Source organism: Hyalangium versicolor (genome assembly GCF_020103695.1).
GTDB classification, from domain to species: domain Bacteria; phylum Myxococcota; class Myxococcia; order Myxococcales; family Myxococcaceae; genus Hyalangium; species Hyalangium versicolor.
The window spans coordinates 289674-312624 of the sequence record NZ_JAHXBF010000010.1; the positions used below are offsets into that span (position 1 = coordinate 289674).

At 66.9% G+C, this 22951-nt stretch carries 22 protein-coding genes; 8 read left to right on the forward strand and 14 right to left on the reverse strand.

The window, feature by feature from the left end; translation table 11 throughout:
- Nucleotides 1-81: 81 nt before the first annotated feature.
- The 3 genes from KY501_RS22250 to KY501_RS22260 all read right to left on the reverse strand — a co-directional run bounded on the left by KY501_RS22250 (nucleotide 82) and on the right by KY501_RS22260 (nucleotide 2208).
- Nucleotides 82-438 carry a DUF1428 domain-containing protein gene (locus tag KY501_RS22250; RefSeq protein WP_224365245.1) on the reverse strand — a complete coding sequence of 119 codons (357 nt, stop codon included), beginning with the start codon at nucleotides 436-438 and terminating at the stop codon, nucleotides 82-84.
- Nucleotides 439-544: 106 nt separating this feature from the next.
- On the reverse strand, nucleotides 545-1543 hold the full coding sequence (locus KY501_RS22255) for a quinone oxidoreductase family protein (RefSeq protein ID WP_224365246.1): 999 nt from the start codon (nucleotides 1541-1543) through the stop codon (nucleotides 545-547).
- 44 nt (nucleotides 1544-1587) lie between these two features.
- The gene (locus KY501_RS22260) at nucleotides 1588-2208 is read right to left on the reverse strand and encodes a TetR/AcrR family transcriptional regulator (protein WP_224365247.1); all 621 of its coding nucleotides are present in this window, start codon (nucleotides 2206-2208) and stop codon (nucleotides 1588-1590) included.
- Between the two features lie 139 nt (nucleotides 2209-2347).
- On the opposite strand from KY501_RS22260, the gene KY501_RS22265 reads away from it, so the two are divergent.
- The 3 genes from KY501_RS22265 to KY501_RS22275 all read left to right on the forward strand — a co-directional run bounded on the left by KY501_RS22265 (nucleotide 2348) and on the right by KY501_RS22275 (nucleotide 4676).
- A complete protein-coding gene (locus KY501_RS22265; protein WP_224365248.1) occupies nucleotides 2348-3277 on the forward strand; it encodes an NmrA family NAD(P)-binding protein in 930 nt (309 codons plus the stop codon).
- Nucleotides 3278-3321: 44 nt separating this feature from the next.
- A complete protein-coding gene (locus KY501_RS22270; protein WP_224365249.1) occupies nucleotides 3322-4137 on the forward strand; it encodes a cyclase family protein in 816 nt (271 codons plus the stop codon).
- A gap of 122 nt (nucleotides 4138-4259) precedes the next feature.
- Nucleotides 4260-4676 (forward strand): GFA family protein, encoded by a 417-nt coding sequence (locus tag KY501_RS22275; protein ID WP_224365250.1) that lies wholly within the window; start codon nucleotides 4260-4262, stop codon nucleotides 4674-4676.
- Between the two features lie 44 nt (nucleotides 4677-4720).
- On the opposite strand, the gene KY501_RS22280 is transcribed toward KY501_RS22275, so the two are convergent.
- The gene (locus tag KY501_RS22280; protein ID WP_224365251.1) at nucleotides 4721-5137 is read right to left on the reverse strand and encodes an EamA family transporter; all 417 of its coding nucleotides are present in this window, start codon (nucleotides 5135-5137) and stop codon (nucleotides 4721-4723) included.
- A 143-nt stretch (nucleotides 5138-5280) separates the two neighbouring features.
- On the opposite strand from KY501_RS22280, the gene KY501_RS22285 reads away from it, so the two are divergent.
- Together KY501_RS22285 and KY501_RS53660 are read left to right on the forward strand one after the other, a co-directional pair.
- Nucleotides 5281-7047: a M28 family peptidase gene (locus KY501_RS22285; RefSeq protein ID WP_224365252.1), complete on the forward strand. Its 1767-nt coding sequence runs from the start codon at nucleotides 5281-5283 to the stop codon at nucleotides 7045-7047.
- Nucleotides 7048-7338: 291 nt separating this feature from the next.
- The gene (locus KY501_RS53660) at nucleotides 7339-9912 is read left to right on the forward strand and encodes a choice-of-anchor A family protein (RefSeq protein WP_304608630.1); all 2574 of its coding nucleotides are present in this window, start codon (nucleotides 7339-7341) and stop codon (nucleotides 9910-9912) included.
- Nucleotides 9913-9977: 65 nt separating this feature from the next.
- Here the strand turns inward: KY501_RS53660 and KY501_RS22300 are convergent, their stop codons facing one another.
- From KY501_RS22300 to KY501_RS22310, 3 genes are all read right to left on the reverse strand, one after another.
- Nucleotides 9978-11141 carry an acyltransferase family protein gene (locus KY501_RS22300; RefSeq protein WP_224365253.1) on the reverse strand — a complete coding sequence of 388 codons (1164 nt, stop codon included), beginning with the start codon at nucleotides 11139-11141 and terminating at the stop codon, nucleotides 9978-9980.
- Nucleotides 11142-11270: 129 nt separating this feature from the next.
- The gene (locus tag KY501_RS22305) at nucleotides 11271-11636 is read right to left on the reverse strand and encodes a GIY-YIG nuclease family protein (protein WP_224365254.1); all 366 of its coding nucleotides are present in this window, start codon (nucleotides 11634-11636) and stop codon (nucleotides 11271-11273) included.
- A 37-nt stretch (nucleotides 11637-11673) separates the two neighbouring features.
- Nucleotides 11674-12240, reverse strand: a complete 567-nt coding sequence (locus tag KY501_RS22310; protein WP_224365255.1) for a hypothetical protein — start codon at nucleotides 12238-12240, stop codon at nucleotides 11674-11676.
- A 261-nt stretch (nucleotides 12241-12501) separates the two neighbouring features.
- On the opposite strand from KY501_RS22310, the gene KY501_RS22315 reads away from it, so the two are divergent.
- Nucleotides 12502-13575: a 3-deoxy-7-phosphoheptulonate synthase gene (locus KY501_RS22315; protein WP_224365256.1), complete on the forward strand. Its 1074-nt coding sequence runs from the start codon at nucleotides 12502-12504 to the stop codon at nucleotides 13573-13575.
- An 8-nt stretch (nucleotides 13576-13583) separates the two neighbouring features.
- Here KY501_RS22315 and KY501_RS22320 read toward each other — a convergent pair whose 3' ends face one another.
- From KY501_RS22320 to KY501_RS22335, 4 genes are all read right to left on the reverse strand, one after another.
- Entirely contained in the window at nucleotides 13584-14345 is a 762-nt protein-coding gene (locus KY501_RS22320; protein ID WP_224365257.1) for a hypothetical protein, read from the reverse strand.
- A 13-nt stretch (nucleotides 14346-14358) separates the two neighbouring features.
- Nucleotides 14359-15120 carry an SDR family NAD(P)-dependent oxidoreductase gene (locus KY501_RS22325; RefSeq protein WP_224365258.1) on the reverse strand — a complete coding sequence of 254 codons (762 nt, stop codon included), beginning with the start codon at nucleotides 15118-15120 and terminating at the stop codon, nucleotides 14359-14361.
- 40 nt (nucleotides 15121-15160) lie between these two features.
- Complete coding sequence (gene trxA / locus KY501_RS22330; protein ID WP_224365259.1) at nucleotides 15161-15487, reverse strand: thioredoxin; 327 nt, start codon at nucleotides 15485-15487, stop codon at nucleotides 15161-15163.
- A 121-nt stretch (nucleotides 15488-15608) separates the two neighbouring features.
- Entirely contained in the window at nucleotides 15609-16529 is a 921-nt protein-coding gene (locus KY501_RS22335; protein WP_255636769.1) for a LysR family transcriptional regulator, read from the reverse strand.
- An 874-nt stretch (nucleotides 16530-17403) separates the two neighbouring features.
- Between KY501_RS22335 and KY501_RS22340 the strand changes: the two genes are divergently transcribed.
- A complete protein-coding gene (locus KY501_RS22340; RefSeq protein ID WP_224365261.1) occupies nucleotides 17404-18336 on the forward strand; it encodes a hypothetical protein in 933 nt (310 codons plus the stop codon).
- 186 nt (nucleotides 18337-18522) lie between these two features.
- Entirely contained in the window at nucleotides 18523-19731 is a 1209-nt protein-coding gene (locus KY501_RS22345; protein ID WP_224365262.1) for a hypothetical protein, read from the forward strand.
- A gap of 78 nt (nucleotides 19732-19809) precedes the next feature.
- Here KY501_RS22345 and KY501_RS22350 read toward each other — a convergent pair whose 3' ends face one another.
- The 3 genes from KY501_RS22350 to KY501_RS22360 are packed head-to-tail and all read right to left on the reverse strand — an operon-like array spanning nucleotide 19810 to nucleotide 22924.
- Entirely contained in the window at nucleotides 19810-20964 is a 1155-nt protein-coding gene (locus KY501_RS22350) for a carboxylate-amine ligase (RefSeq protein ID WP_224365263.1), read from the reverse strand.
- Between the two features lie 5 nt (nucleotides 20965-20969).
- Complete coding sequence (locus KY501_RS22355; protein WP_224365264.1) at nucleotides 20970-21977, reverse strand: ATP-grasp domain-containing protein; 1008 nt, start codon at nucleotides 21975-21977, stop codon at nucleotides 20970-20972.
- Nucleotides 21974-22924 (reverse strand): type 1 glutamine amidotransferase family protein, encoded by a 951-nt coding sequence (locus tag KY501_RS22360; protein WP_224365265.1) that lies wholly within the window; start codon nucleotides 22922-22924, stop codon nucleotides 21974-21976. The genes KY501_RS22355 and KY501_RS22360 overlap by 4 nt, the downstream gene beginning before the upstream one ends.
- Nucleotides 22925-22951: the final 27 nt, after the last annotated feature.

A 22951-nucleotide genomic window follows, 5' to 3' on the forward strand; every position in this document is an offset into this window, starting at 1 on the left:
ACTGGTCCACTTGTCATACCAGTTGGCTCACGTTCCGCCGACAGGGCACCCGTTCAACGAGGGCCCCACGCCGTCAGCCGGTCAGAGCTCCACCATCGTCTTGAAGCCGCCGTAGACCATTCTCTTGGCGTCGAAGGGCATGCCCTTCGGGTCCATGGCCTTCAGCCGCGGGTCCGCCATCACCTTCTTGTTGATGCGGTCGCGCTGCGCGCGCGACTTGTAGATGATCCACGAGAACACCACGACCTCGTCCGACTTGAGCTTGACGCCCTGTGGGAAGGACGTGACCTTGCCCGGCTTCACGTCGTCCGCGACGCACTCGATGTACTCGAGCGCTCCGTACTCCTTCCAGACCTTGCCCGCCTTCTGGGCCAGGCGGCGATAGTCCTTCAGGTTCTTCTTGGGTACTGGCACAACGAAGCCGTCCACGTATCTCATGATGCCCCCCGGTGTGAGGTGAAGGCCTGGAACGTGCTTCAGACCGCAATGCGGCTCAAGCGTGCTCTCACGCTTTATCGGCTTGCGAACGAAGTGCCCCCGAACCTCAGCCTGCCTCCGGCACGAGCACGATGCGCCCGCTGACCTCATGCCGCTCCAGCATGGCGTGGGCACGCGAGGCTTCTCGGATGGGCACGAGGGTCCGCGCGGGGACTCGCAACCTGCGGGCCCGCAGGCCATCGACGAGCACTCGGGTCGCCTCGCGCAGCGCAGCGCCATCGAGGTCCTCGGTGGAGTACCCCGTCAGGGTGATGCCGAGCAGGAGATCCCAGACATCGAACACGGCATCGTTACCCGCCATGGCGCCCACGACGCTGAGTCGTCCCGAGTGACGCAGCGCCTTGACGAGCACTGGGAACAGCGGCCCGGCGACGGTGTCGAACACCGCGTCGACACTCCGCTCTGGCAGCGCGGCTCGAAGCGGCTCGGCGGCTCGCGCTACCACCACCTCATCCGCACCGAGCTCCGCGAGATAGGCCTGCTGCTCCGGGCGAGACGCCACCGCCAGAACCCACGCGCCCTGCATCTTCGCGAGCGCCACGGCGGCGGAGCCCACTCCCCCACCCGCGCCCGTCACCACGAGCCGCCGCTGGTCCAGCGGCCCGATCTGCGCCAACCCCTGATAGGCCGTCACGCCCGCCAGCCCTACCGCGGCGAACTCCACTGGATCGAGCTCGTCCGGCAAAGGAGCCAGAGCGCTGGCCGCGACGGTGACGTGCTCGGCGTAACCCCCAGGCCGCTCCGCACGGACACCCCCGAGCCCTTGCATCATGGTCCACGCCCGCTGCCCCACGACCAGCCCCGAGACGTCGCTGCCGATGCCGACGATCTCCCCGACAGCCTCCAGGCCCGGCACATAGGGGAACGGAGACTCGGGCAACAAAGGCCAGGTCCCCGCGCGGATCTCCAGGTCCGAGTGGTTCACTGCCGCGGCGAGCGTGCGCAGCCGCACCTCATCCGGGCGCAGTGGGGGAAGCTCCACGGACCGCCACGTCAACACCTCCGGCGGCCCGGCCCTGTCCATCATGATGGCATGCGACTTCATCCGGTGGATCCTCCCCGCTGGCTCACGGAGTCACGCTGCGTCATCTATCGTTGGCCTGAACGAAGGCGCCGGGCTTTGGGAGTGCGCCCTCCGCTCACCGCGCCATAGAGCATGATCTCCACGAGCCGTTGGAGCCTCTCGTCCGTGCACTGTTCCTGACGGAAGAGGATGAGGTGCTGCGCACTTCCAAGCACCAGATCGCGTATCAACTCCGTATCCGTATCGCTCGGGAGTTCCCCGCGCTCGACAGCCCGCTGGAACATCACGAGCGTGTCGCAGTCACTCTTCTCCGTCAGCTCTCGAATCAGCGCGTCGATCTTGCCACTCCCGCCGCCGCCCAGATGCATCCGCATCAGGGACAACATCGCGGGTGAACGGCACACCTCTCGATAGCGTCGGAGGTAATCCATCAGATCGCCCTGCAGCGACCCCGTGTTGGAGAAGGGATCCTGGTCGGAGACTCGCTCGAAGGCGCTGATGGCGAGGGCCTCGGGTGTCGGCCACCGGCGATAGATCGTGGTCTTGTTGACCCCAGCGCGCTCGGCGACCTCTTCGATGGACAGGTTCTCGTAGCCCACGCGCGCGATCTCGCTGAGCGTCGTCTCGAGGATCTTCGCGACCAGCGGCTCGCCGCGCAGTTGCTTGGCTCGAGGGGGGCTCGTCATGCCTCGACATCTTAAGGCGCACCTGACGCCCGGCAACGCCCCCGTTGCCCCCATCGCAACGAAGAAGTTGCGTTCCGCGCACCCGCTCATTAAAGCAACGAAGCAGTTGCGATGCTGACGACCCACTCAGGAGACTTCCATGACCGCTGAGCAGAACCGTCGTTCCGTCCTGGTGACGGGTGGCACCGGCAGGCAGGGCGGTGCGGCGGCGCGAGCCCTTCTCGCGCAGGGGACACCCGTACGAGCGCTGGTGCGAGACCTTCACTCACAGGGCGCCGAGGCCTTGAAAGCACTCGGTGCCACCCTCGTGCTCGGCGACCTGGATGACAGAGAATCGCTGCTGGCGGCTTGCACCGGAGCGTACGCGGTCTTCTCGGTGCAGACTCCCAACCTGAAGGATCTGGCATCGGACTCCGAGCGGGTTCACGGAAGGAACCTGGTGGAGGTCGCGAAAGCCGCCCACGTCACGCACTTCATCCACACCTCGGTCTCGGGCACGGGTGACCACCATCGCAGCGCACCGGGTTGGAAGGAGGGGCGCTGGAAGGGCTGGAACGAACGCTACTGGGAGACCAAGGCCGCCACGGAAGAGCTCGTGCGAAGCGCCGGCTTCCCCTTCTGGACCCTCCTCAAGCCGTCCTTCTTCATGGAGAACTTCGTCCGCCCCTCCTTTCTGTTCGCGAACTTCGTCGACGACCGGTTGCTGACGGCCCTCGCGCCAGACAAGAAGGTCGCTTGCGTCACGGTGCAGGATGTCGGCACGGCTTGCGCCGCGGCCATCAACGCTCCAGAGAAGTTCAACAAGGTCGAGCTCGAACTCGCCGGCGAGCTGCTGACGATGCGCGAAGCCGCTGCCATTCTCTCGGAAGTCTGGGGCAAGCGGATCGAGGCACCGGATCTGTCCCCCACAGAGGCGATTGCTCAGGGGCTCATGCCCGAGTTCGTGCGCGGACAAGAATGGATGAACGAAGTGGGGAGCCCGGCCACTCCCGAGCAAGCACAGGCCCTGGGCGTGCCCACCACCGATTTCAAGACGTGGGCCCGTCAGAAGTGGCCAGCGCCGGCCTGACTCACAGTAGCCTGGACGCCCCTTTCAGCGGAGGCGTCCCACCCATGTTCAAGGCTGTGTTCCAGAAGAAGGTCCCGGCGAATCACCTGCTCCTGGTGGCGTGCATCCTGGGAGCAACGGCCGCGCACGCCGACGGACCCACTCTGGCCGAGGCCTACAAGGTCCTCTCCACCCGCAAGTTCGTCGATCTCACCCACAGCTTCAGCCCCAGCACCCCGGTGTGGCAGGGCTTTGGCCAGGCCAGCTTCACCGCGGCGGCGGACCCGAGCACCTACCGGCCCTACACCCTGAAGGAGGACGGCTTCCGGACCACGTTCTATTCCTTCGTGGGCCAGTATGGGACGCATGTGGATCCGCCCGCTCACTTCCACAAGGACGGGATCACCATGGATCGCATCCCGCTCCAGGACATGATCCTGCCGCTGGTGGTCTTCGACATCACCCCACTGCTCGGCAAGGATCCCAACCACGCGCTCACGGTCCAGGACATCCAGGAGTGGGAGAAGAAGAACGGCCGGGTTCCGGCGGGAGCCTTCGCGGCACTGCGCACGGACCTGTCCAAGGACTGGAGCAACCCCGAGCGCTTCAAGCGCTCACCGTTCCCCGCCTGGTCGTTGGCCGCCGTCAAATTCCTCTTCGAGCAGCGCCAGATCAAGGCCATCGGACACGAGTCGCTCGACACTGACACCACCCAGACGATGGAGTCGGAGACGTGGGTGCTGACCCAGGGGCACTATCAGATCGAGGTCATGGCCCACCTGGACCAGGTGCCTCCGGCAGGCGCGCTCATCGTGGTGACGTGGCCCAAGGTGGAGAAGGGGCTGGGCTTCCCGGCGCGCGCCTTCGCCATCCTCCCTTGAGACGTGATGAAGGTATGAGCGAGGACATACAACCCGAGCGGTATCGCCGTGATGTCTTGTTGTGAGAGCTGGCCAGGCGAGCTCGCCGCCTGGCGCTTCGACCTCTGGTAAGACCGGGGCCCATGGCCACGACCCTCGTCCAGTGTCTCTGCGGCGCAGTTCAACTGGAGCTTACCGGTGAACCGATCGCGCAGCTCTACTGCCACTGCGACGACTGCCAGGCGGTGCACGGCGCTGCCTATGTGCCTGCCGTGATGTACCGCATTCCCGCCACCCGGCTCGTCCGCGGCGAGCTCGGCATGTGCAAGCGGAAGGTCACCCCACGCACCTCTTGCCGGGAGTGTGGCACCCGAATGTTCGCCGAGCCTCCCGGCCTGGGAATTCGTGGCGTCACCGCGCTCCTGCTCCCTCCGGGCATGTTCAAGCCCACGTTCCACATGCAGTGCCAACATGCACTGCTACCCATCAAGGATGGCCTGCCTCATTTCAAGGGCTTCCCAGCCGCGTTTGGGGGCTCCGACGAGCAGGTGGACTGGTAGCACCATGGGATAGGCAAGCTGCTCCCTGCCGTGCCCATCGCCCGTTAATTCAAGGTCAGCAGGGCTCCCACCACCATGAGGCCCACGCCGAGCACCAGCTTCCACGTCCAGGGCTCCCCCAACACCCCCACCGCGAGCACCAGCGTCATCGCCAGGCTCAGCTTGTCGATCGGCGCCACCCGCGAGGCAGGCCCCAGTTGTAGCGCTCGGAAGTAGGCCAGCCACGACAGCCCCGTAGCGATGCCCGACAGCACCAGGAACAGCACCGTCTTCCGGCTGAGCGACGCCAGAGCCTGATGCTCGCCTCGCGCCAGGACGATGCCCCACGCGAACACCAGGATCACTCCGGTCCGGATGGCCGTCGCCAGGTTCGACGGCACTCCCGCCACACCGATCTTCGCCAGGATCGCCGTCGCCGCCGCGAAAGCGGCCGACAGCAGGGCATACGGCAGCCACGTCATCGCAACCTCTTGGGAGGGTTCCGCGCGGAACTCTGGCGCGGGAACTCGGCCGGTTGCCGCAGAAATAATGACGCGAGAAGAAACCTACAAAATCCCACCTGCGATAACTCAGGCACACACAGCCGCACATCAGGAACCCCGTCATGGCCACGCGAATCAACGAGAAAATTCAAGGAGTTAGCTCACAGCGAGAGCCCGTCCAGGCTCTCAACAACCGCGTGGCAGGGTCCGCGCCGGGGCGCGCAGGCCCGGACGCACGGCTCCTCCTGAAGTCCGCAGATGGTTTCGAGGGCGCCTCGTCCACTCCGCAGACCGCGCGTCCTCGCGTGGCGCTCGATGGCGCTCCCCCCGCCGCTCCGCTTCCCCGCGCCGCGACGCCCACCGCCGGAGCCCCCATCTCCCAGAGCGTCACGCCCCGCGCCCCCATCGAGGACAACAAGACGGTCACCTCCACCCTGGCGCTCACCGGGGACGCGACGGTGGACTCGCTCAAGCTCAACCTGGACATCACCCATCCGTATCGCGGGGATCTCGTCGTCTCGCTGACGAGCCCCTCCGGCAAGAGCGCCGTCATCTCCAATAAGGAGGGAGGCAGCGCCGACAACATCCAGGGCACCTTCGATCTGTCCGCGTTCGCGGGCGAGAAGGCCGCCGGCACGTGGACGCTCAAGGTGCAGGACACCTCGGCCCAGGACACCGGCACACTCAACAGCTGGGGCCTCACCGTCACCCCCAAGGGCGAGCAGCCGCCGCCTCCGCAGCCCGCCGGGGATGACTCGGATCCGATGAAGCACATCACCTATCTGGCCTCGGACGAGTTGAAGGGCCGCGACAGCCCCTCGGAGGGCCTGAGCGCCGCCTCCGCCTATGCGGAGCAGCTGGCCAAGAAGTACGGCCTGGTCGGTCCCAACACGCAGAACCCCGCGGACCCCTACCAGCAGAAGTTCCAGGTCTTCTCCTTCGCAGGCGCGCCGAGCGAGGGCTCCCATGGCGCCGCCGCAGCAGCCGGACACGAGCACAAGAACTTCGGCAACGAGGTGTTCGACGAGGGCTTCTACCTGGACAAGGACATGCCTGCGGAGACCCGCGAGCTGCTCACCCAGCGCTATGAGGAGACGATGAAGGCCACTGGCAGGCCGCTGGCGCCGCGCTCCGGACCGATGAGCGTGGACCAACTGCGCGAGGTGGCCCAGGTGGACGGCATGGCGCAGAACACCATGGCCATGCTGCCGGGCACCGGGCCCCACAAGGACGAGGTCATCGTCGTCATGGCCCACCTGGACCACATCGGCACGGGCCGGGGAGGCGTCGTCAACAACGGAGCAGACGACAACGCCTCGGGCAGCGCGGTGCTCATGTCCTCGATCCCCGAGCTGGCCGAGGCGCAGAAGCGCGGCGAGCTGGATCGCTCGGTGCTCTTCCTGTGGACCGGCGCCGAGGAGAAGGGCCTGGTCGGCTCCCAGTACTTCGTGGACCACCCCATCCCGGGCCTCGGGCTGAAGAACATCGCCGGCGTGGTGAACATGGACATGGTGGGCCGGTGGGATGATCAGCGGCTGTCCGTCATCGACACCAACTCCAAGGGCCAGGCCACCTACTTCCGGGAGGTCGTCAACAAGGCCAACGAGCAGCTGGCTGATCCGTTCGACCGTCTCAACCAGGACATCAACCAGTACCGGGACCGGCAGGACGGCGCCGTCTTCACGCGCAAGGGCGAGGACGTGCTCTTCCTCTTCGAGGGCCTCTCCAACCCCAACGGCGGAGGCGATCTCATCCCCGAGTACCACTCGCCCACCGACGACATCGACAAGATCGTCCGCGACAACGGGGGCAACAAGCCGCGCCGGGTGAAGGACCTGATGGTCAACGTCATCAAGCTGGCCTCCAACCGCCAGACTGTTGGCGCCTGACCTCTGCACTCCCAGAGCGTGTCTCTCGAACAGATCGAGTGATCGCGCCGAGACAGAGAATCAGGCAAAAGCCGAAAGGCCTTCGACTTCTCAACACACAGTGTCGGAGCGAGGTTGCGGTACTACCCCTCCGACTCAACGTTCCCCACACCCCCCGACGGGAAGCCACCTTCTGGCTGTCGGGGAACCGCCCGGAAGTCCAGGGCGGGGGTGGTTTCAAAACGGACCCTTGAGGTCCTGCGCATTCGTGGGGGATGCCAGATGAAGCTGAGTGCCGTGGGGAGTGTTTTCTTGTCGGTTGTCGCCTGGACGCTCATCTCCTGTGGACAAGCCGGAGATGGTGGGTCGGCGACGGTGAACGCGACACACCAGCAGGTCAACAGCACCAACAAGGTGCTGATCCTGGGCAGCAGCGTGAGTGGGGGGCTCACCAGTCGCGAGGCGCTGGCCGTGGCGGCCGTGGCTCCCACCGCGCAGATCGACGTGGTGACGCCGGCGCAGTGGAAGGCGATGACGGCGCAGCAGTTCATGTCCTACCGCGCCCTCATCATCGGCGATTCGGAGTGCCGCAGCAGCGAGGCCTCCTTCCAGGCGGCATTGGAGACGCGCAACGTCTGGGGAGAGATCGTCGACGGCGACGTGGCCCTCCTCAGCACGGATCCGACGCACAACCACACGCCGCTGCTGGTGGAGAACGCCATCCAATTCGTCCTCAACTCGGTGCAGAAGCGCACCGGCATGTACATCGCGCTGGGCTGCGCGTACCAGAACACGCGTACCCCTACCCCGGTGGCGCTGCTGGAGCCGTTTGGCCTCTTCACCGTGCAGGGCGTGCCGGACTGCGCCGACCGCGCGCACATGCTGGAGATGAACAACAATCTGATCTCCGCAGATGTCACCGACACGGGCCTGCGCGGTGACGGGTGCGCGGCGCGCTCGGTATTCACCCGCTTCCCGGAGCACAACTTCTCCTTCGCGGCGCTGGCGATGAGCGCCTCCGGCAAGCCCATCCCCGGCCAGCGTCCCTACTCGGACTACCTGGTGAACGCTCCGGACGAGACGCACTACGTGAGCACGCCGTACATCCTCGTGCGCGGCGCGTCGGCCCTGGGCGCGGGCTGCGGGCTCGCCAGCTGCACGGCCGCCCGGCAGTGCGACCTGGGAGACCTGCTCAATGGCCAGCCCGCGGTAGCGAACCAGGCGCCCGATGAGACCTGCTCGTACTCGTGCCACCTCAACTGGTGCGGCGACGGCCACGTGGACGCAGAGCTGGGCGAGGAGTGCGACCTGGGTGTCGCCAACGGCCGCACCAATGACCCCGCCGGCAACGTCGGCGCGTGCACCTCGTTCTGCAAGCTGCCCCACTCCAACGAGCCTCCCGTCAGCCAGGCACCGGTGGCGCTCTGCCAGAACGTGACGAAGGTGGCGGATGCTACCTGTGGGGCCGCGGCCAGCATCGACAACGGCTCCTATGATCCAGACGGGGATCTCGTGAGCTGCACGCAGAGCCTGGCCGGCCCGTTCAACGTTGGCAGCACCTCCGTGACACTGACCTGCACGGACCAGGCGGGCCACTCCTCCTCGTGCACCGGCGTTGTAACGGTGACTGACACCGCGCCGCCCTACATGACCCTCAAGGGCTCGGAGACCGACACGGTGGAGTGCACCGTGGGCGGCACCTATGCCGACCCGGGCGCCACCGCGACCGATACGTGCGATGCCAACCCGACCCTCACCAGGACCGGCTCGGTGGACATGGGCACCCCGGGCTCCTACCCGCTGAGCTACAGCGCGACGGACTCCTCCGGCAACACGGCCCTGCCCGTGCAGCGCAAGGTAACCGTCCACGACACCTTGGCGCCCCAGATCGTGGTGAAGCCCGGGCCGGACTTCCTCCAGTGCAATGGCCCGGCGTACCAGGATCCCGGCGCCACCGCCTCGGACCGCTGCGATGGAGACCTGACGTCGCGCATCACCACCACCAGCAACCTCAACCAGTCCCAGCAGGGCCAGTACACCGTCACCTACCGCGTACAGGACGACTCCGGGTACGCGGCCACCGCTACCCGTCAGCTCACCGTGGGCCCCTGCTCCACCAACACCTGCGTGGACCTGCACCTGAGCGACTACAACCTGTTCCTCCTCGAGAACTACGAGGGCGGCCATGACGTCGTGGGCAAGGTGGCGGCCGGCGGCAACATCTCGCTCACCCACTTCGCGGTGGGCGCGGGGCTGGACAACGGGAGCACCGCCAACACGCTGGTGGCCGGCGGCAACCTGACGCTCAAGCACGGCGCCGTCTGGGGCGATGCGCGCTACGGCGGCACCTACAGCGCGGACGGGACCGTCGTCTATCCGCGGGGCTCCGTGGCCCGGGGCACGCCCATCAACTTCGCCGCCCGGTTCGCCGAGCTGAACCAGCTCGCAGTGCAGCTGGCCGGCATGACGGTCAACGGGTCCACTACGCGCACCTCGTGGGGCGGCATCCTGCTGCGCGGCACGAGCACCGGCGTGAACGTCTTCGACCTGGACGGCAACGCCTTCAACGGGGCCCGGCTGCTGTCCATCGAGGCTCCGGCCGGCTCGCTCGTGGTGGTGAACATCCGCGGCTCCGCGATCAACATCGTCGGCGGCGGCACCTCGTTCAGCGGCGGCATCGACCAGCACGGCGTGGTCTACAACTTCTTCGAGGCCACGAGCATCAGCGCCACCGGCTTCGGCATCTTCGGCACGGTGCTGGCGCCCTCCGCGGACATCTCCTTCAACAACGGGAGCTGGGATGGCGGCATCTACGCGAAGTCCCTGTCGGGCAACGCCGAGGGCCACATCAACCCGCTGAACGATCGCAACATCTGCCAGCCGTAACGCGGCCGGAGCACGGCCCCGGCGCTCGGAAGGCAACGAACGCTGGGGCCCTCACGCCGCGCAAATCACGGACTGGAAGCGAGCCCCTCGCGGGATTGATCCGCCGGAGTGGCTGACCGGGGCGCGGGCTTGGACATGCCCACGCTCCAGTGGAACCAGGACTGGCCCTTGAAGAGCAGGTACAGCAGCCACGGGCCCACGCACCCCGCCAGGGTGCCGAGCACCAGGTGCACCCCGACCATCGTCTCCGGGTGCACGCGCTCCAGCGCGATGCGCATCCCCGACACGAAGTAGAGGTGGAACAGGAAGAGGATCATGCTGATGGAGCCGGTGTACACGAGCCGGCGCCAGGCCCCCTTCCACGCCGTGCCCCACTCCACGCTGCGGTTGCGCAGGAAGGCGGACAGGCTGAACAGCATGCAGAAGCCCAGCGTCCCGTTGATGGCGGCGACCAGCGCGTACCGCTCCGCTGGGAGCACCGCGTACACGGCGATGATGGCCGCCATGAAGCCCGCCGGCACCAGCGCCTGCATGGGAATCGAGGAGCCCGTGAGCCACTGGCGCACCGACGCCAGCCACGGGAAGACGACAATGCCCAGGGCGAAGAAGCGGTTCCAATAGAGGATCAGCTCGACGTACTCGTTGAGCACGCCGGTGCCGCCCTCCGTCCAGGGGCTGGCCACCAGGTGCATCACCATCGTGATGCCGAAGTAGGCCGGCCACAGCCAGCGGCCCAGCGCCTCGCCCGCCACCTTGCGGAACGCCCAGGTCAGCAGCGTGCAGCCCACCAGCGCATGCACGAACCAGAAGATGGAGTACGGCGGGAACCACGTGGTGGGCATGCGCAGCAGCAGCTTCGTCCACGCCTCGAACCCGTGCGGCAGGCCCCACGTCAGCTCCTGCATCAGGAACAGCACCGGCGCCCAGACGAGCATCGGCACGAAGAGCTTGTTCAGCTTCTTGCGGATGAAGTCGAGCAGCGGCGGAGACTCCCGCCCGAAGGCCGCCGCCGCCACGCCCGAGCCCATCAACATGACGGCCATGTTGAAGCTGTGGATGACCTCCACCAGGAGCCGAAGGTCCATCCGGTTGGGCGGGAAGAGCTTGCGGATGCCGTGCTGCGCGTCGACGCCGAGCACGTGCACGAGCACCACCAGCAGGATGCCGATGCCTCGCATGCAGAACAACTCACTGGAGAGCGTCTGGCTGTCTTCTCGGCGGTTTTGCATGGTGATCCTCGATATCTGAAACTGTACTGAAAAGCGGGAAGCGGCGCAAAACCTCCATCTCTGATTTCTCTGGAGAAGATCTCTCCAGTTGGAGCGGATCCGCGAGGCGGGAAATCGGGCTCGAAGCGCCTATGTGCCTACTTGTGGAGGACGGTGGTAGCCAGCCTCGCCGTAGGGTTGGAGCCGCTCGAGCCAGAGCGCTTCGAGCACGCGCAGCTCCTCTTTCGGATCAGCGCCAGGATCCTCCGGGGGTCGCAGCTCGTCGAGCACCTCGAAGGAGAAGCTGTCGGATCCATGACGCCGCCAGTCCTCCTGGAGTTCGACACAGGGATGAGAGCCCATGTCGAGTTGGAAGCGGACGCGGTTGAGCGCTCCGGGGAGGTTCAGGCTGGACCCCACCAGCACCTTGCCATGGACCTGGCAGCGGACGGCGAACACGCCCATGGGAGGAGGCTTCTCTTTATAGGCGCGCTTCAGCTCGGCGCGGCTGGACATGCGGGTGATCCTTTCGTGGGTGAGGCGTGAGAACGGCTCAGTTCGTGAAGCCGAGGGCGATGAGCTTCTGCTCGAGGCGCGCGTGGGCGGCCATGTCGAGCGGCTCCACCCAGTTGCGGCCCATCCGCTCCCAGTCGGGATCGGCGGGATCCACGCCCAGTGCTCGCAGGAAGCCCGCCTCGCAGACGAAGAACTGTTGGCGGAAGGGGAAGAGAAAGCCCCCTGCCTTCCGCAGCGCGGCGAGCGCCTCCGGGTACGAGGAGAACCAATGGTTGAGGAAGGAGCTCACCGCCGAGGTGAAGAAGGACTCGGGGTCGAACCGGGGTGAGGTCTCCTCGCCGAGCGCCTGCTTCAGCTCGACCCAGGAGTCATAGCCCTGCTCGCGGGCGATCACGGCCAGTGCGTGCTTGCGGCGCACCGAGTCCTTCCGGGCGATCAGCTGCGCGGGAGACAGCCCGGAGAAGGCGGGGAGCGTGCCCAACCGCTCGGCGGCCCGGGTGGCGCGCGCGAGCTCGGCCGAGTCCAGCCCCTTGAGCAGGAGCGACGCGCGGATCTTGCACTCGTGGAGGTTGAGGCGCGGCGCGGCGCGAGAGTCGGTTCCCATGACAAGTCCCTCGTAACCGGCCCTCACCCGAGTCATGGGCCGTGGAAGGAACTCACAGAGAACAACGTGTCGGGCTGCACTGAAGCGAGGGTGACGTCGTCTTTTTCGGGTCCAGGCGCCCCTCGGCACCTGGGGGTAGAGCTAATGGAAGGCTGGGGAGCACCGCAAGGGCTTTTTCGCGCCTGTGCCCGCCCGCTCGAAGGCTTCGCCATCTTGGGACACTCATTCGTGGCCGTGGCCCTATAGAATGGCCTCCGCCCCATGACCGCGCGCACCGAAAACCTGAATGTTGTTGGCGTTGACCACATGCCCTCGCCGGTGGAAATCAAGGCGCGGGTCCCGATGACCGAGCGGGCCGCCGAGGCCGTGCTCGCTGGCCGCCGGGCACTGATGGACATCCTGGACCGCAAGGATCCGCGCATGTTCGTCATCGTGGGCCCCTGCTCCATCCACGATCCGGTGGCGGGCCTGGACTATGCGCGCCGGCTGCGCAAGCTGGCGGACGAGGTCCGTGACTCCCTCCACGTGGTGATGCGCGTGTACTTCGAGAAGCCGCGCACCTCGACGGGTTGGAAGGGGTTCATCAACGATCCGCGGATGGACGACTCCTTCCACATCGAGGAAGGCATGGAGCGAGGGCGTCGCTTCCTGCGAGACGTGGCGGAGCTGGGCCTGCCGGCGGCGACGGAGGCGCTCGATCCGATCGCGCCGCAGTACTACGGGGACCTGGTGTCGTGGACGGCGATCGGCGCGCGCACGGCGGAGTCCCAGACGCACCGCGAGATGGCGTCCGGGCTGTCCACTCCGGTGGGCTTCAAGAACGGGACGGACGGCTCGCTGGAGGCGGCGGTCAACGGCATCCTCTCCGCGTCGCGGAAGCACAGCTTCCTGGGACTGAATGACAGCGGTGCGTCGGCGATCATCCGCACCGCGGGCAACGCGTACGGCCACCTGGTGCTGCGCGGCGGAGGCGGACGGCCCAACTACGACACCGTATCCATCGCGCTCGCGGAGCAGGGGCTGTCGAAGGCGAAGCTGCCGCGCAACATCGTGGTGGACTGCTCGCACTCCAACTCGTGGAAGAAGCCGGAGCTGCAGCCGCTGGTGATGCGGGACGTGGTCCACCAGATCCGCGAGGGCAACCGCTCCGTGGTGGGCCTCATGGTGGAGAGCTTCATCGAGGCGGGCAGTCAGCCCATCCCGGCGGACCTCTCGCAGCTGCGCTATGGCTGCTCGGTGACGGATGCCTGCGTGGACTGGGACACCACGGTGACGATGCTGCGCAGCGCCCACGAGGTGCTGCGCGAGGTGCTGCGGACTCGCGGCAAGCCGTGAGTCCGGGCTCAGCCTGAGGCCCGGGAGCGCCGGAGCCTGCGGGCCACCGTCCGCGTCACCGAGAGCAGGTTGGCGGGCGTGAAGCGGAACCACATGCCCACGTAGGAGCCATTCGTGCGGTAGTCCGGGTTGACGGAGGCGTAGCGCCGGGCGCCGGGCTTCTCGAAGAAGGCGGGCGGGTAGCGGCTCAGCGTCTCGGGCGTCATATAGATGTCGACGAAGAACAGGCCGGTCTCCGGATCCATGCGGAAGTGGCTCTGCTCGGCCAGCATCTGGAACGCATCCCGGATGGCCTGGCCTTCTTCACCCAAGGCCTTCGGATCGAACAGCTCGTAGTGCGCCAGGGCCTCGGTGATGGACACGAACCCGAAGATGCTGGGGATCGAGAGCCGGTAGTGGCGCGTCAACGGGTGGAGCAGCGCGTTCACGAGGAAGAAGTCCAGCCCGGCGAGCAGGTGCAGCCCATGGCGCCGGAACTCGGGGAGGATCCGCAGCTTGCCCCCGAGGATGATGCGACTCCGAGGCAACTTCATGGGCGCGGTGCGCCAGAACTGGAAGCCGACGATGGCGCCCGTGTCGGTGCGGCGGAACACGTAGACGAGATCGTTGGCCTGGGCATGCACTCGGAAGTGCTCCAGGTCCTCGGCCATCAGCCGGTTGGACAGAGCATGCAGCTCACCCAGGAGCCCCTCGGTGAAGTGCTCCCGGAGGATGCGCTCCATGCGGATGGGCGGGCGGATCGACGAGAAGTGGAGCAGGAATTCGAGCATGGCGCTGAGGGCTCTACCGGCGCTTGACGAGGGTGGGCCCGAAGCCCTGGTCCGCGGGCATGACCTCGACCACGTTCAGGTTCACGTGCGCGGGGCGTGTCACGCAGAACAGGATGATGTCCGCGATGTCCGCGGCCACGAGCGGCTCCATGCCCTCATACACCTTGTTCGCGCGTTCGGCGTCACCTCGGAAGCGCACGATCGAGAACTCCGTCTCCACCATGCCGGGCTCCACATCCGTGACCCGGACGCGCGTGCCCACCAGGTCCGACTTCAGGTTCTGCGAGAACTGGTGCACGAAGGCCTTGGTCGCGCCGTAGACGTTGCCACCGGGGTACGGGAACGTGCCAGCGATCGAGCCCATGTTCACGATGTGCCCGCGGTTGCGCTGCACCATGCCGGGCAGCAGCGCCCGCGTCACGTAGACGAGCCCCTTGCAGTTGGTGTCGATCATGGTCTCCCAGTCATCCATCGACGCGCTCTGGGCGGGCTCGAGGCCCAGTCCCAGACCGGCGTTGTTGACCAGGATGTCCACCTCGGCGAACGGGGCGGGCAGCGCGGCAAGCGCGGACTCGACACCGCTGCGCGAGCGCACATCCAGCTCGACGATGTGCGAGGGAACCCCCACCTTCGCCGCCAGCGCCTCGAGCCGATCACGCCGGCGGCCCGTCAAGACGAGCCGGGCGCCCTCCTTCGCGAACAAGAGGGCGCAAGCCTCACCGATCCCCGCGCCTGCGCCCGTGATGAGGGCTGTCCTTCCTTGGAGAGATTGCATGGGGCGCGGACTCTAACAAGGCCCGGCCGCCCTTGCCTTCCTAGACCAACGGACGAATCGCCTCTTCCAGCTTCGCGCGCGGCACGGCACCGACGATCTGCTTCACCACCTTGCCCTCCTTGAACACGAGCAGGGTCGGCATCGCGCGGATGCCGTACTCCTCCGTCGTCCGCTGGTGGTTGTCCACGTTGAGCTTGGTGAACTTCATGCGGCCCTTGTACTCGGAGGCCAGGGTGTCGAGGACCGGAGCAATGACGCGGCACGGAGGGCACCACGTCGCCGTGAAGTCCACCAGCACCGGCTCCTTCGACTCGAGCACCTCCCGCTGGAACTCCGCATCCCCGATCTCGATGACTTCCCCTGCCATGACGTGTCCTCCTCGATGGGCGACGGCCTCGAGGACCGTGCCTGGGTACGCGGCAGATGTAGCGGCGGGGGGTGTCAGGGACGAGAGGCCCGGGAAGAACGCACCGTTGCGCGAAGGCCCCTCAACCGCGGGACCGTGGGGGCCGTGACGGTGCCGGAGAGGCGTCTCCCTCCCAGGGGACTGCGGCGCTGCGCTCCGAGAGATGGCTCAGGAAGGCGCGAACCTTGGGGGCGAGCTGGCGGCTGCTCGGATAGACGGCGAAGACGGGGATCCCTGGGGGCGTCTCGGCCACCAGGATGGGGACGAGCATTCCGGCGCGCACATCCTCGGTGACCAGGGACGCGGGCAGCCGCACCACGCCCAGCCCTGCCCGCGCTGCGGCCTGGCCGGCACGGACACTCGGCACGCGCAGGCGTCCGCTCACCGGCACCGTCCGTGCGCCCTTCCCTCCTCCAAAGAACCAGATTTCATCGGTGCCTGGCTCGGCCAGCAGGACGCACTCGTGTCCCTGAAGTTCCTCGGGAGACCGGGGCGTGCCGTGGCCGCTGAGATAGGCAGGGCTGGCGTAGTAGCCGGTGCGTACATGCCCGAGCCGGCGTGCGATCAATGTGGAGTCCGCCAGTGGCCCGGTGCGCAGGGCCAGATCGTACTCCTCTGCGATGAGATCCACGTGCGCCTGAGCGAGGGAGACCTCCACGCTCATCCGAGGCTGGCGCAGGAGGAACTCGGCGATGACCGGGGTGAGCAATTCGCCGAGAAGCGAGAGGGTCGCGATGCGCAGCGTGCCCTGGGGCGTGTCGCGCGACTCGCTCAGCGCCCGGTTGACCTCGCGGGCCTCGGCGACGAGGCGCGCACAGTCCGCGTGGTACTGCCGGCCCGCCTCGGTAAGCCGCAGCCGGCGCGAGTTGCGCTCAAGCAGACGGACTCCCAGCCGGTCCTCGAGCGCCGCGAGCCGGCGGCTCACCGTCGACTTGCGCAGGCTCAGGCGCTCGGCCGCGGCGGTGATGCCTCCCGTCGCCACCACCTCGGCGAAGAGCAGCATGTCATCCAGCAACGGGGGGCTCGGGGACACGGCGGCAGCCTACGCGCCATGCGAGGATGCTGCCCAGCGAAACCCCAAGCCCCGACCTTCCTATAGGAACCCTTCGTCAGAAGTGCCCAGCGCGCGCCTCGTCGAAGAGAACCCAGTGCTTGAGGTAGGCGCCTGCTAGCAGGCAGGTGGGCCTTCCCGAACTCGAAGGTACCGCCCTCGAAGAAGTGGTGCACCACCGCGCCGCGCCCTGGGTGCGTCAGCGCATACGAGCGAGACGACCTTGTCGGCGGCCTTGCCAAACGCGAATGAGCGGCTCCAACTGGTCGCTCGAAAGGCCGGCTCCTGACCTGATGCGACGCTCGCGATACGATGGCGGGCGAAGCCCCCACTGTGGTTCCCGAGGTGTCGTTTCATGGGACAGGACAACTCGCCCCCCCGAGGAAAGCCTCCCGGCTCCCGCCCGGCTCCCCCAGGTCGAGCCGAGGATCGGGAGTCCACGGCCCCAACCGTCCCTATGAAGCCCATCCCCATCCCGGGGACGGAGAAGAGCTCCAGTGCGCCCACCGTGCCGATGCGGCCGGTCCGTGTGCCCGAGGCAGACAGGAGCTCCACGGCTCCGACTGTCCCCATGAAGCCCATCCCCGTGCCGGGTGCGGACAGGGGCTCTACGGCTCCGACCATCCCGATGAAGGCGGTGCCACTCCCCTCCTCCTCCGTGGAGAGCCCGGGCCCGGTCGCTGCGCCCATGGCGGAACGGCCCGCCGAGCCAACTCCCCGCTCTCCGCAACTCACGGCTTCTCGCCCGGTGGCTCAGCCCTCGCGCGCGGAGAAACCGGGCCCACTTCCCGAAGCTCCCCAGCGTGCCGCACCTCGCGCTGCTCCCGTGACAGGAGTCGCAGTCAGCCAGAAGCCCCCCGCCGCCGAGAACCGGGAGACCACCGGCAGCCGCTCCACGGTTCCGCAGCCACAGCCCGCGACGAAGCCCGGCCCCCCGGCTGCCGAGCCACGAGCCGCTGTCGCTCCCATGATCGAGGTCTTCCGCCCCAGCCCGCCTGCTCCCCCGAGCCCGCAGACTGCCACTCCCGAAGCTCCTGTCCCCCAGAAGGCCAAGATCCCTGAGGCGGATGCGCCCCGCCGACCAGGCCAATCCACCTCGGTGATGCTGAGAGCCAACAAGCTCCACAAGCTGCTCGATCAGTCCGGGCAGGGCCTCAAGAACGCGCTCCCGCGCAGACCCAGTTCTCGCTCGAAGCGCTCCCCCTTCGCCCCCGCTCAGCCCGGAACCTCCGCCGTGGGCGCCTCCACACCCCCTGCGAAGCTCGTCCTGGCCCCCATCGAGAGCCATCCCGGCGAGCGCACGCCCCAACAAACCCAGAACGTCATCCACCAGTTCGCCGTGGCGACCAACCCCCGCTACGCACAACGAACCCAGGAGTTGGGCGAGGCGGGACACCTCTTCGTCTTCGACGTGATGAACGCGCTGCACACCACGCTGGGCACGGCCTTCCCCACGGGCCCGAGCTCCTTCCGACCTGGCACGCTCGCGGAGATCTGGAAGTGGCTGCACCAGACCGCGCTCTCGCAAGGCTGGCGCGAGGTGGCAGGCCCTGCCCTGCTCGATGCGGCGGCACGAGGCCTGCCCATCATCGCCATGGCGAAGACCTCCGCCGGCCCGAAGCTCGCCGTGGTGGAACCGGGGCCGCCAGGTCCCGACGGCAAGCCCCGCCTGGCCAGCGCGCACGAGCCGCGAGGCCAGCAGCAGTCACCCGCCACGCTCTTCGGCTCGAGCCCCGTGCGCTACCTGGCCCACGACTGACACGGCCCTGCTTCGACCTCAAACGAGCCGCCCCACCGCGACCCCAGGGGCAATTTCCTGAGTCAAGTCGGGCACTTCAGCCCTGCCAGGGAACGGTTCCCAGCAAGGAGCGGCAGGCAGGGAGGCGACCTCGGAATCGGGCAGCAGCATGAGCGCAAGCGGCCGCGTGTTACCTTCGCCGCAAATATGCAATCCGACTTTCGACGCGTCTTCAACCAGCGGTTCTCCCCTGAGTTCTACGAGCAGTACCGCAATCGGCTGCAGTCCGTAGTGGGTCCGGTTCCGTATCGCCTCGCGGAGTCACCGCTCTTCATTCCTCTCGCGGTCCGCGACCGCATCTTCCAATACACGCGAGAGATCATCGCCCAACTGGCGGAGCCGGATCGCATCGCGCGCGCGCGCCGAGCTGTCCCCCCCGAGTTCGACGTACCGAACCAGGACGCGGCGCCGGACGTGATGACGGTGGACTTCGCCGTCGTCCGAGGCGCTGACGGTGAGCTGGACGGGCGCGTGGTGGAGTTGCAGGCCTTCCCGTCGCTGTTCGCCTTCACCATGATCCAGGCGCGCATCTTCAACGAGATGATGCAGATGCCGGATGCCGCGAAGGGCTTCCACTGCTTCGCCCCCGGCTACGACTACGACAGCGCCCAGGCCTTCTTCCGCCGTGCGCTGCTGGCCGGCCACTCTCCGGAAGAGGTGATCCTGCTGGAGATCGAACCACAGCGGCAGAAGACGCTCCCGGACTTCATCGCGACGCAGCTGATGACGGGCGTGGATGCCGTCTGCGTGACGGACGTCCAGCGCGAGGGCCGGCAGCTCTTCCGCGTGAAGGACGGCCGCCGCATCCGCATCAAGCGCATCTACAACCGGGTGGTCTTCGACGAGCTCCAGCAGAAGAAGCCGCCCATGGCGTTCAAGTTCACGGATGACCTGGACGTGAGCTGGTTCCCGCATCCCAACTGGTATTGGATGTGGTCGAAGTTCTCGCTGCCGCTGCTCGACCACCCGGCGGTCCCCAAGGCCACACCCCTGGCGCAGTTGAAGGAAGTGCCAGCGGACCTCGAAAACTACGTGCTCAAGCCGCTGTTCTCGTACGCAGGCGCGGGTGTGAAGGTGGATCCGACGCCCGAGGACATCGCGAAGGTCCCCTCAGAGCAGCGTGAGGGTTGGATCCTCCAGCGGAAGATCACCTACGCGCGCGAGATGTGGACGCCCGATGGCCAGGGTGTGGCCGCGGAGATCCGCGTGCTCTGCCTGCGGGACCAGGGTCAGCGCCTGCCCGAGCCCTTGATGAACCTCGCCCGGCTGTCCCGGGGAAAGATGCTCGGGGTCGACTTCAACAAGGGGCTCGACTGGGTGGGCTCCTCCGTGGCCCTCTGGCCGAGGGCGGAGTAGCCCCCAGCCACGAGCGCGAAGGAGGTCCCCTCCGGGCCGCCTTTTCAGGCGAGGCCTCGCCGTTCGAGTCCTGCGCCGTCAGCCGGTCTGGCTGGCGGACGAGGACGAGGAGCTCACACCGCGCATCGTCTCTTCGATGAGCCAGCGGGTGACGGCGCGCGTGTCGTTGTTGCTGTTCTTGTAGACCTCCAGCTGCCGCTCCGCGGAGGTGCCTTCCGTGACGATCTTGCGCACGTTGGCGACCTCGTGCGAGGTGCCCAGGATGTCCGAAGCCTCGGAGACGAACTCGATCATCTCCTCGAGCAACTCCGTGTACGGGCGCTCCTTCTGCTGGCCGAAGTCGATGAGCTTGCCGCGGATGCCGTAGCGGCTGGCCCGCCACTTGTTCTCCTCGACGAGCGGCGACATGTAGTGGCGCCAGGACATGTTGCGCCGCAGCAGCAGGTACAGCTTGGCCACCAGCGCCTGGATCAGCGAGACGATCGCGATCTCCTGGTGCAGGTTGGTGGGCATGTCGCAGATGCGGATCTCCACCGTGTCGAAGACGTGGTGGACGCGCACGTCCCACCAGATCTTCTTCCCGTTGTCGATGCAGTTGGTCCGGATGAGCAGGTCCACATACTCCATGAACTGGGAGTAGCTCTCGAACGTGGGCGGGATGCCGGTGCGCGGGAAGCGCTTGAAGATGAGCGTGCGCTGCGACTGCTGGCCCGTGGCGCGCCCCAGCCAGAACGGCGACGAGGTGGAGAGCGCCAGCAGGTGCGGCAGGAAGTACCGGATCTGGTTGGCCAGGGCGATGGCCGTCTCGCGGTCCTTGATGCCCACGTGGACATGGAGCCCGAAGATCAGGTTGCCGCGCGCGATGTCCTGCAGGTCCTCCACGATGACGTGGTAGCGCGGGTTGGGGGTGATCTCCTGGTTCTTCCAGTCGCTGAACGGGTGCGTGCCCGCGGCGACGATGTTCATCCCACCCTTCCGCGCCAGCCGGTCCAGCTCGATCCGCATCTCGGTGAGCTCGTTGCGGACCTCGTGGATGCTCTTGCAGATACCCGTGCCGACCTCGACGACGGACTGGTGCATCTCCGCGCGAACCCGCTCGCGGAGCACCGTCTTGCCGTCATCCATCATCTTGGAGATGTACGAGCGCAGCTCGTGCGTCTGCCCGTCGACGATCTGGAACTCTTCCTCGACACCCAGCGTGAACTGCCCATCCAGCGGAGATGGCGCGCCCATGTTCGTTACCTCGCCTTCGCGACGGCAGGAATCGCAGCAGCAGCAGTGGCCCGGGGGCTGGCCGGAGTGGCCGCCTGTCGGGGTGCCTTCTTCTCCAGGTAGCGCTGCCACGCGTGGTTCGTGTCGTTCTTGCGGCCCTCACGCGCGGCGCTGATACACAGCTCGGACATCTTCTCCAGGCACCACTCGTAGTTGTCCGGGAGGATGTGGTGCGGATACATGTCCGGCGCCGGGTTGGTGAAGTCGATCGCGTACGGAACGCCGTCCTTGATCGCAAACTCCACCGAGTTCATGTCGTAGCCCAGCGCCCGGTTCAGCTCGCGCGCGTTGTCGATGATGCGGGCCTCGAGCGCGGCGGGCAGGAAGTTCTTGTCCGGCAGGTAGCTGCGAGTCTTCACGTCGTAGCGGATCATCCGCACGTGCTCGCGGCCGATGACCAGGCAGCGCACGTAGTCATCGAACTCGATGAACTGCTGCATCGTCAGCACCAGCTGGCCCGAGTCATTGTAGACGCGCATCAGCTCGTCCATGTTGTTGACGCGGTTGACGTTGCGCCAGCCACCGCCGTCCGCTGGCTTGCAGATGGCCGGGAAGCCCACGTACCGGGCGATGGCCTGCCAGTCGAGCGGGTAGACGAGGTTGTTCAGCGAACGCTGCGGATCGATGGCGGGGATGTACTCGCGCTGCGGGAGCATCACCGTCCGGGGAACGGTGACGCCGATGCGCGCGGCCAGCGAGAAGCCGAAGAACTTGTCATCCGCCGAGAACCAGAACGGATCGTTGATGACGTAGGTGCCGGCCAGCATCGCCGCCTTGAGGTGGAACCGGTAGAACGGCACCTCGTGGCTGATACGGTCGACGAGCACGTCATACTTCGCGGTGAAGTTCTCCGGGGTGGCGTCGATCTTCGCCAGCTCCGCTTCGAAGCCGGGGACCTTGTTGATGCGCTCGATGAGCGCCATCGGGAAATGGTCCCACTCCATCCCTGCAATGATTCCAATCTTCTTGTTCACGTATTGCTCTCCGCTGAAACCGCGGTTTCCGTAGGACGTCCGAAGGCATCCAGGCCCACGGCCGCGTCGTATGTCGGCATGTCCACCGGCGCCCAGTCACGATCCAGTGCCAGCGCGTTGAAGCTCCGAGCCATCCACCCCGGCAGCAGCAGCGCATAGGTGCGTGCCAGCCGCGTCGGATCGTCGATGGTCTTGCACATGCGGCGGTAGATGAGTTCGCCGTAGGTCTCGATGACGGCCTTGGCCTGCTCCGGGCGCTCGAGCCAGTTGAGCACCCCGGGCCGGTCCGCCTCGGGGTGGAAGATGGTGCCCTCGACACCCGAGGAGAAGCGGAAGGCCATCAGCCCTCGGCCCTTGCTGTGCCCATCACGGCTCTCGCGAGCCAGGAGCGTTCCGCCCAGCTCCTTCAGCCGCTTCTCGTCCACATCCACCGCCTGCCAGCTGCGGTGCTCCCAGACGAAGAGCCGGTCTCCGAACGGGGCGAACATGGGAGAGGCCAGGCCCTCCTCTGTCGGGTAGACGGGCATGATGCCGAACTTGCGCTCGCGCGGGATCATCGCCGCGAGGCCGAAGTGCATCACGGCGATCTCGAACGAGTAGCAGACGGCGAAGAGCGAGGCCGCGGAGCTGCCGTGCTGCAACTGCCCGTCGACGATCTTGTCGAAGAAGGTGCGGAGCTTGGGCGCCCAGCTCTCCTTGAAGCCGTCCACCGGCGCGTCAGGGCCCCCGGTGCTCAGGTAGAGATCGCAATCCGGGGGCGGGGCCTCTCCGAGGTTGCGCGGCTGCACGTGCGCGGTGGTGACGGTGAGCCCCGGGTTACGGGCTCGAGCGCGCTCGGCGAAGGCGGCGATGATCGACCGGAACGAGCGGATGGCCTGGTTGGGCACCCCGTTGTTCATGTCGATCAGGCCAATACGGAGGGTCCGGGAACGGCCTGCAGGAGTCATGTGACTCCCGTCCTACCTGTTTTCACT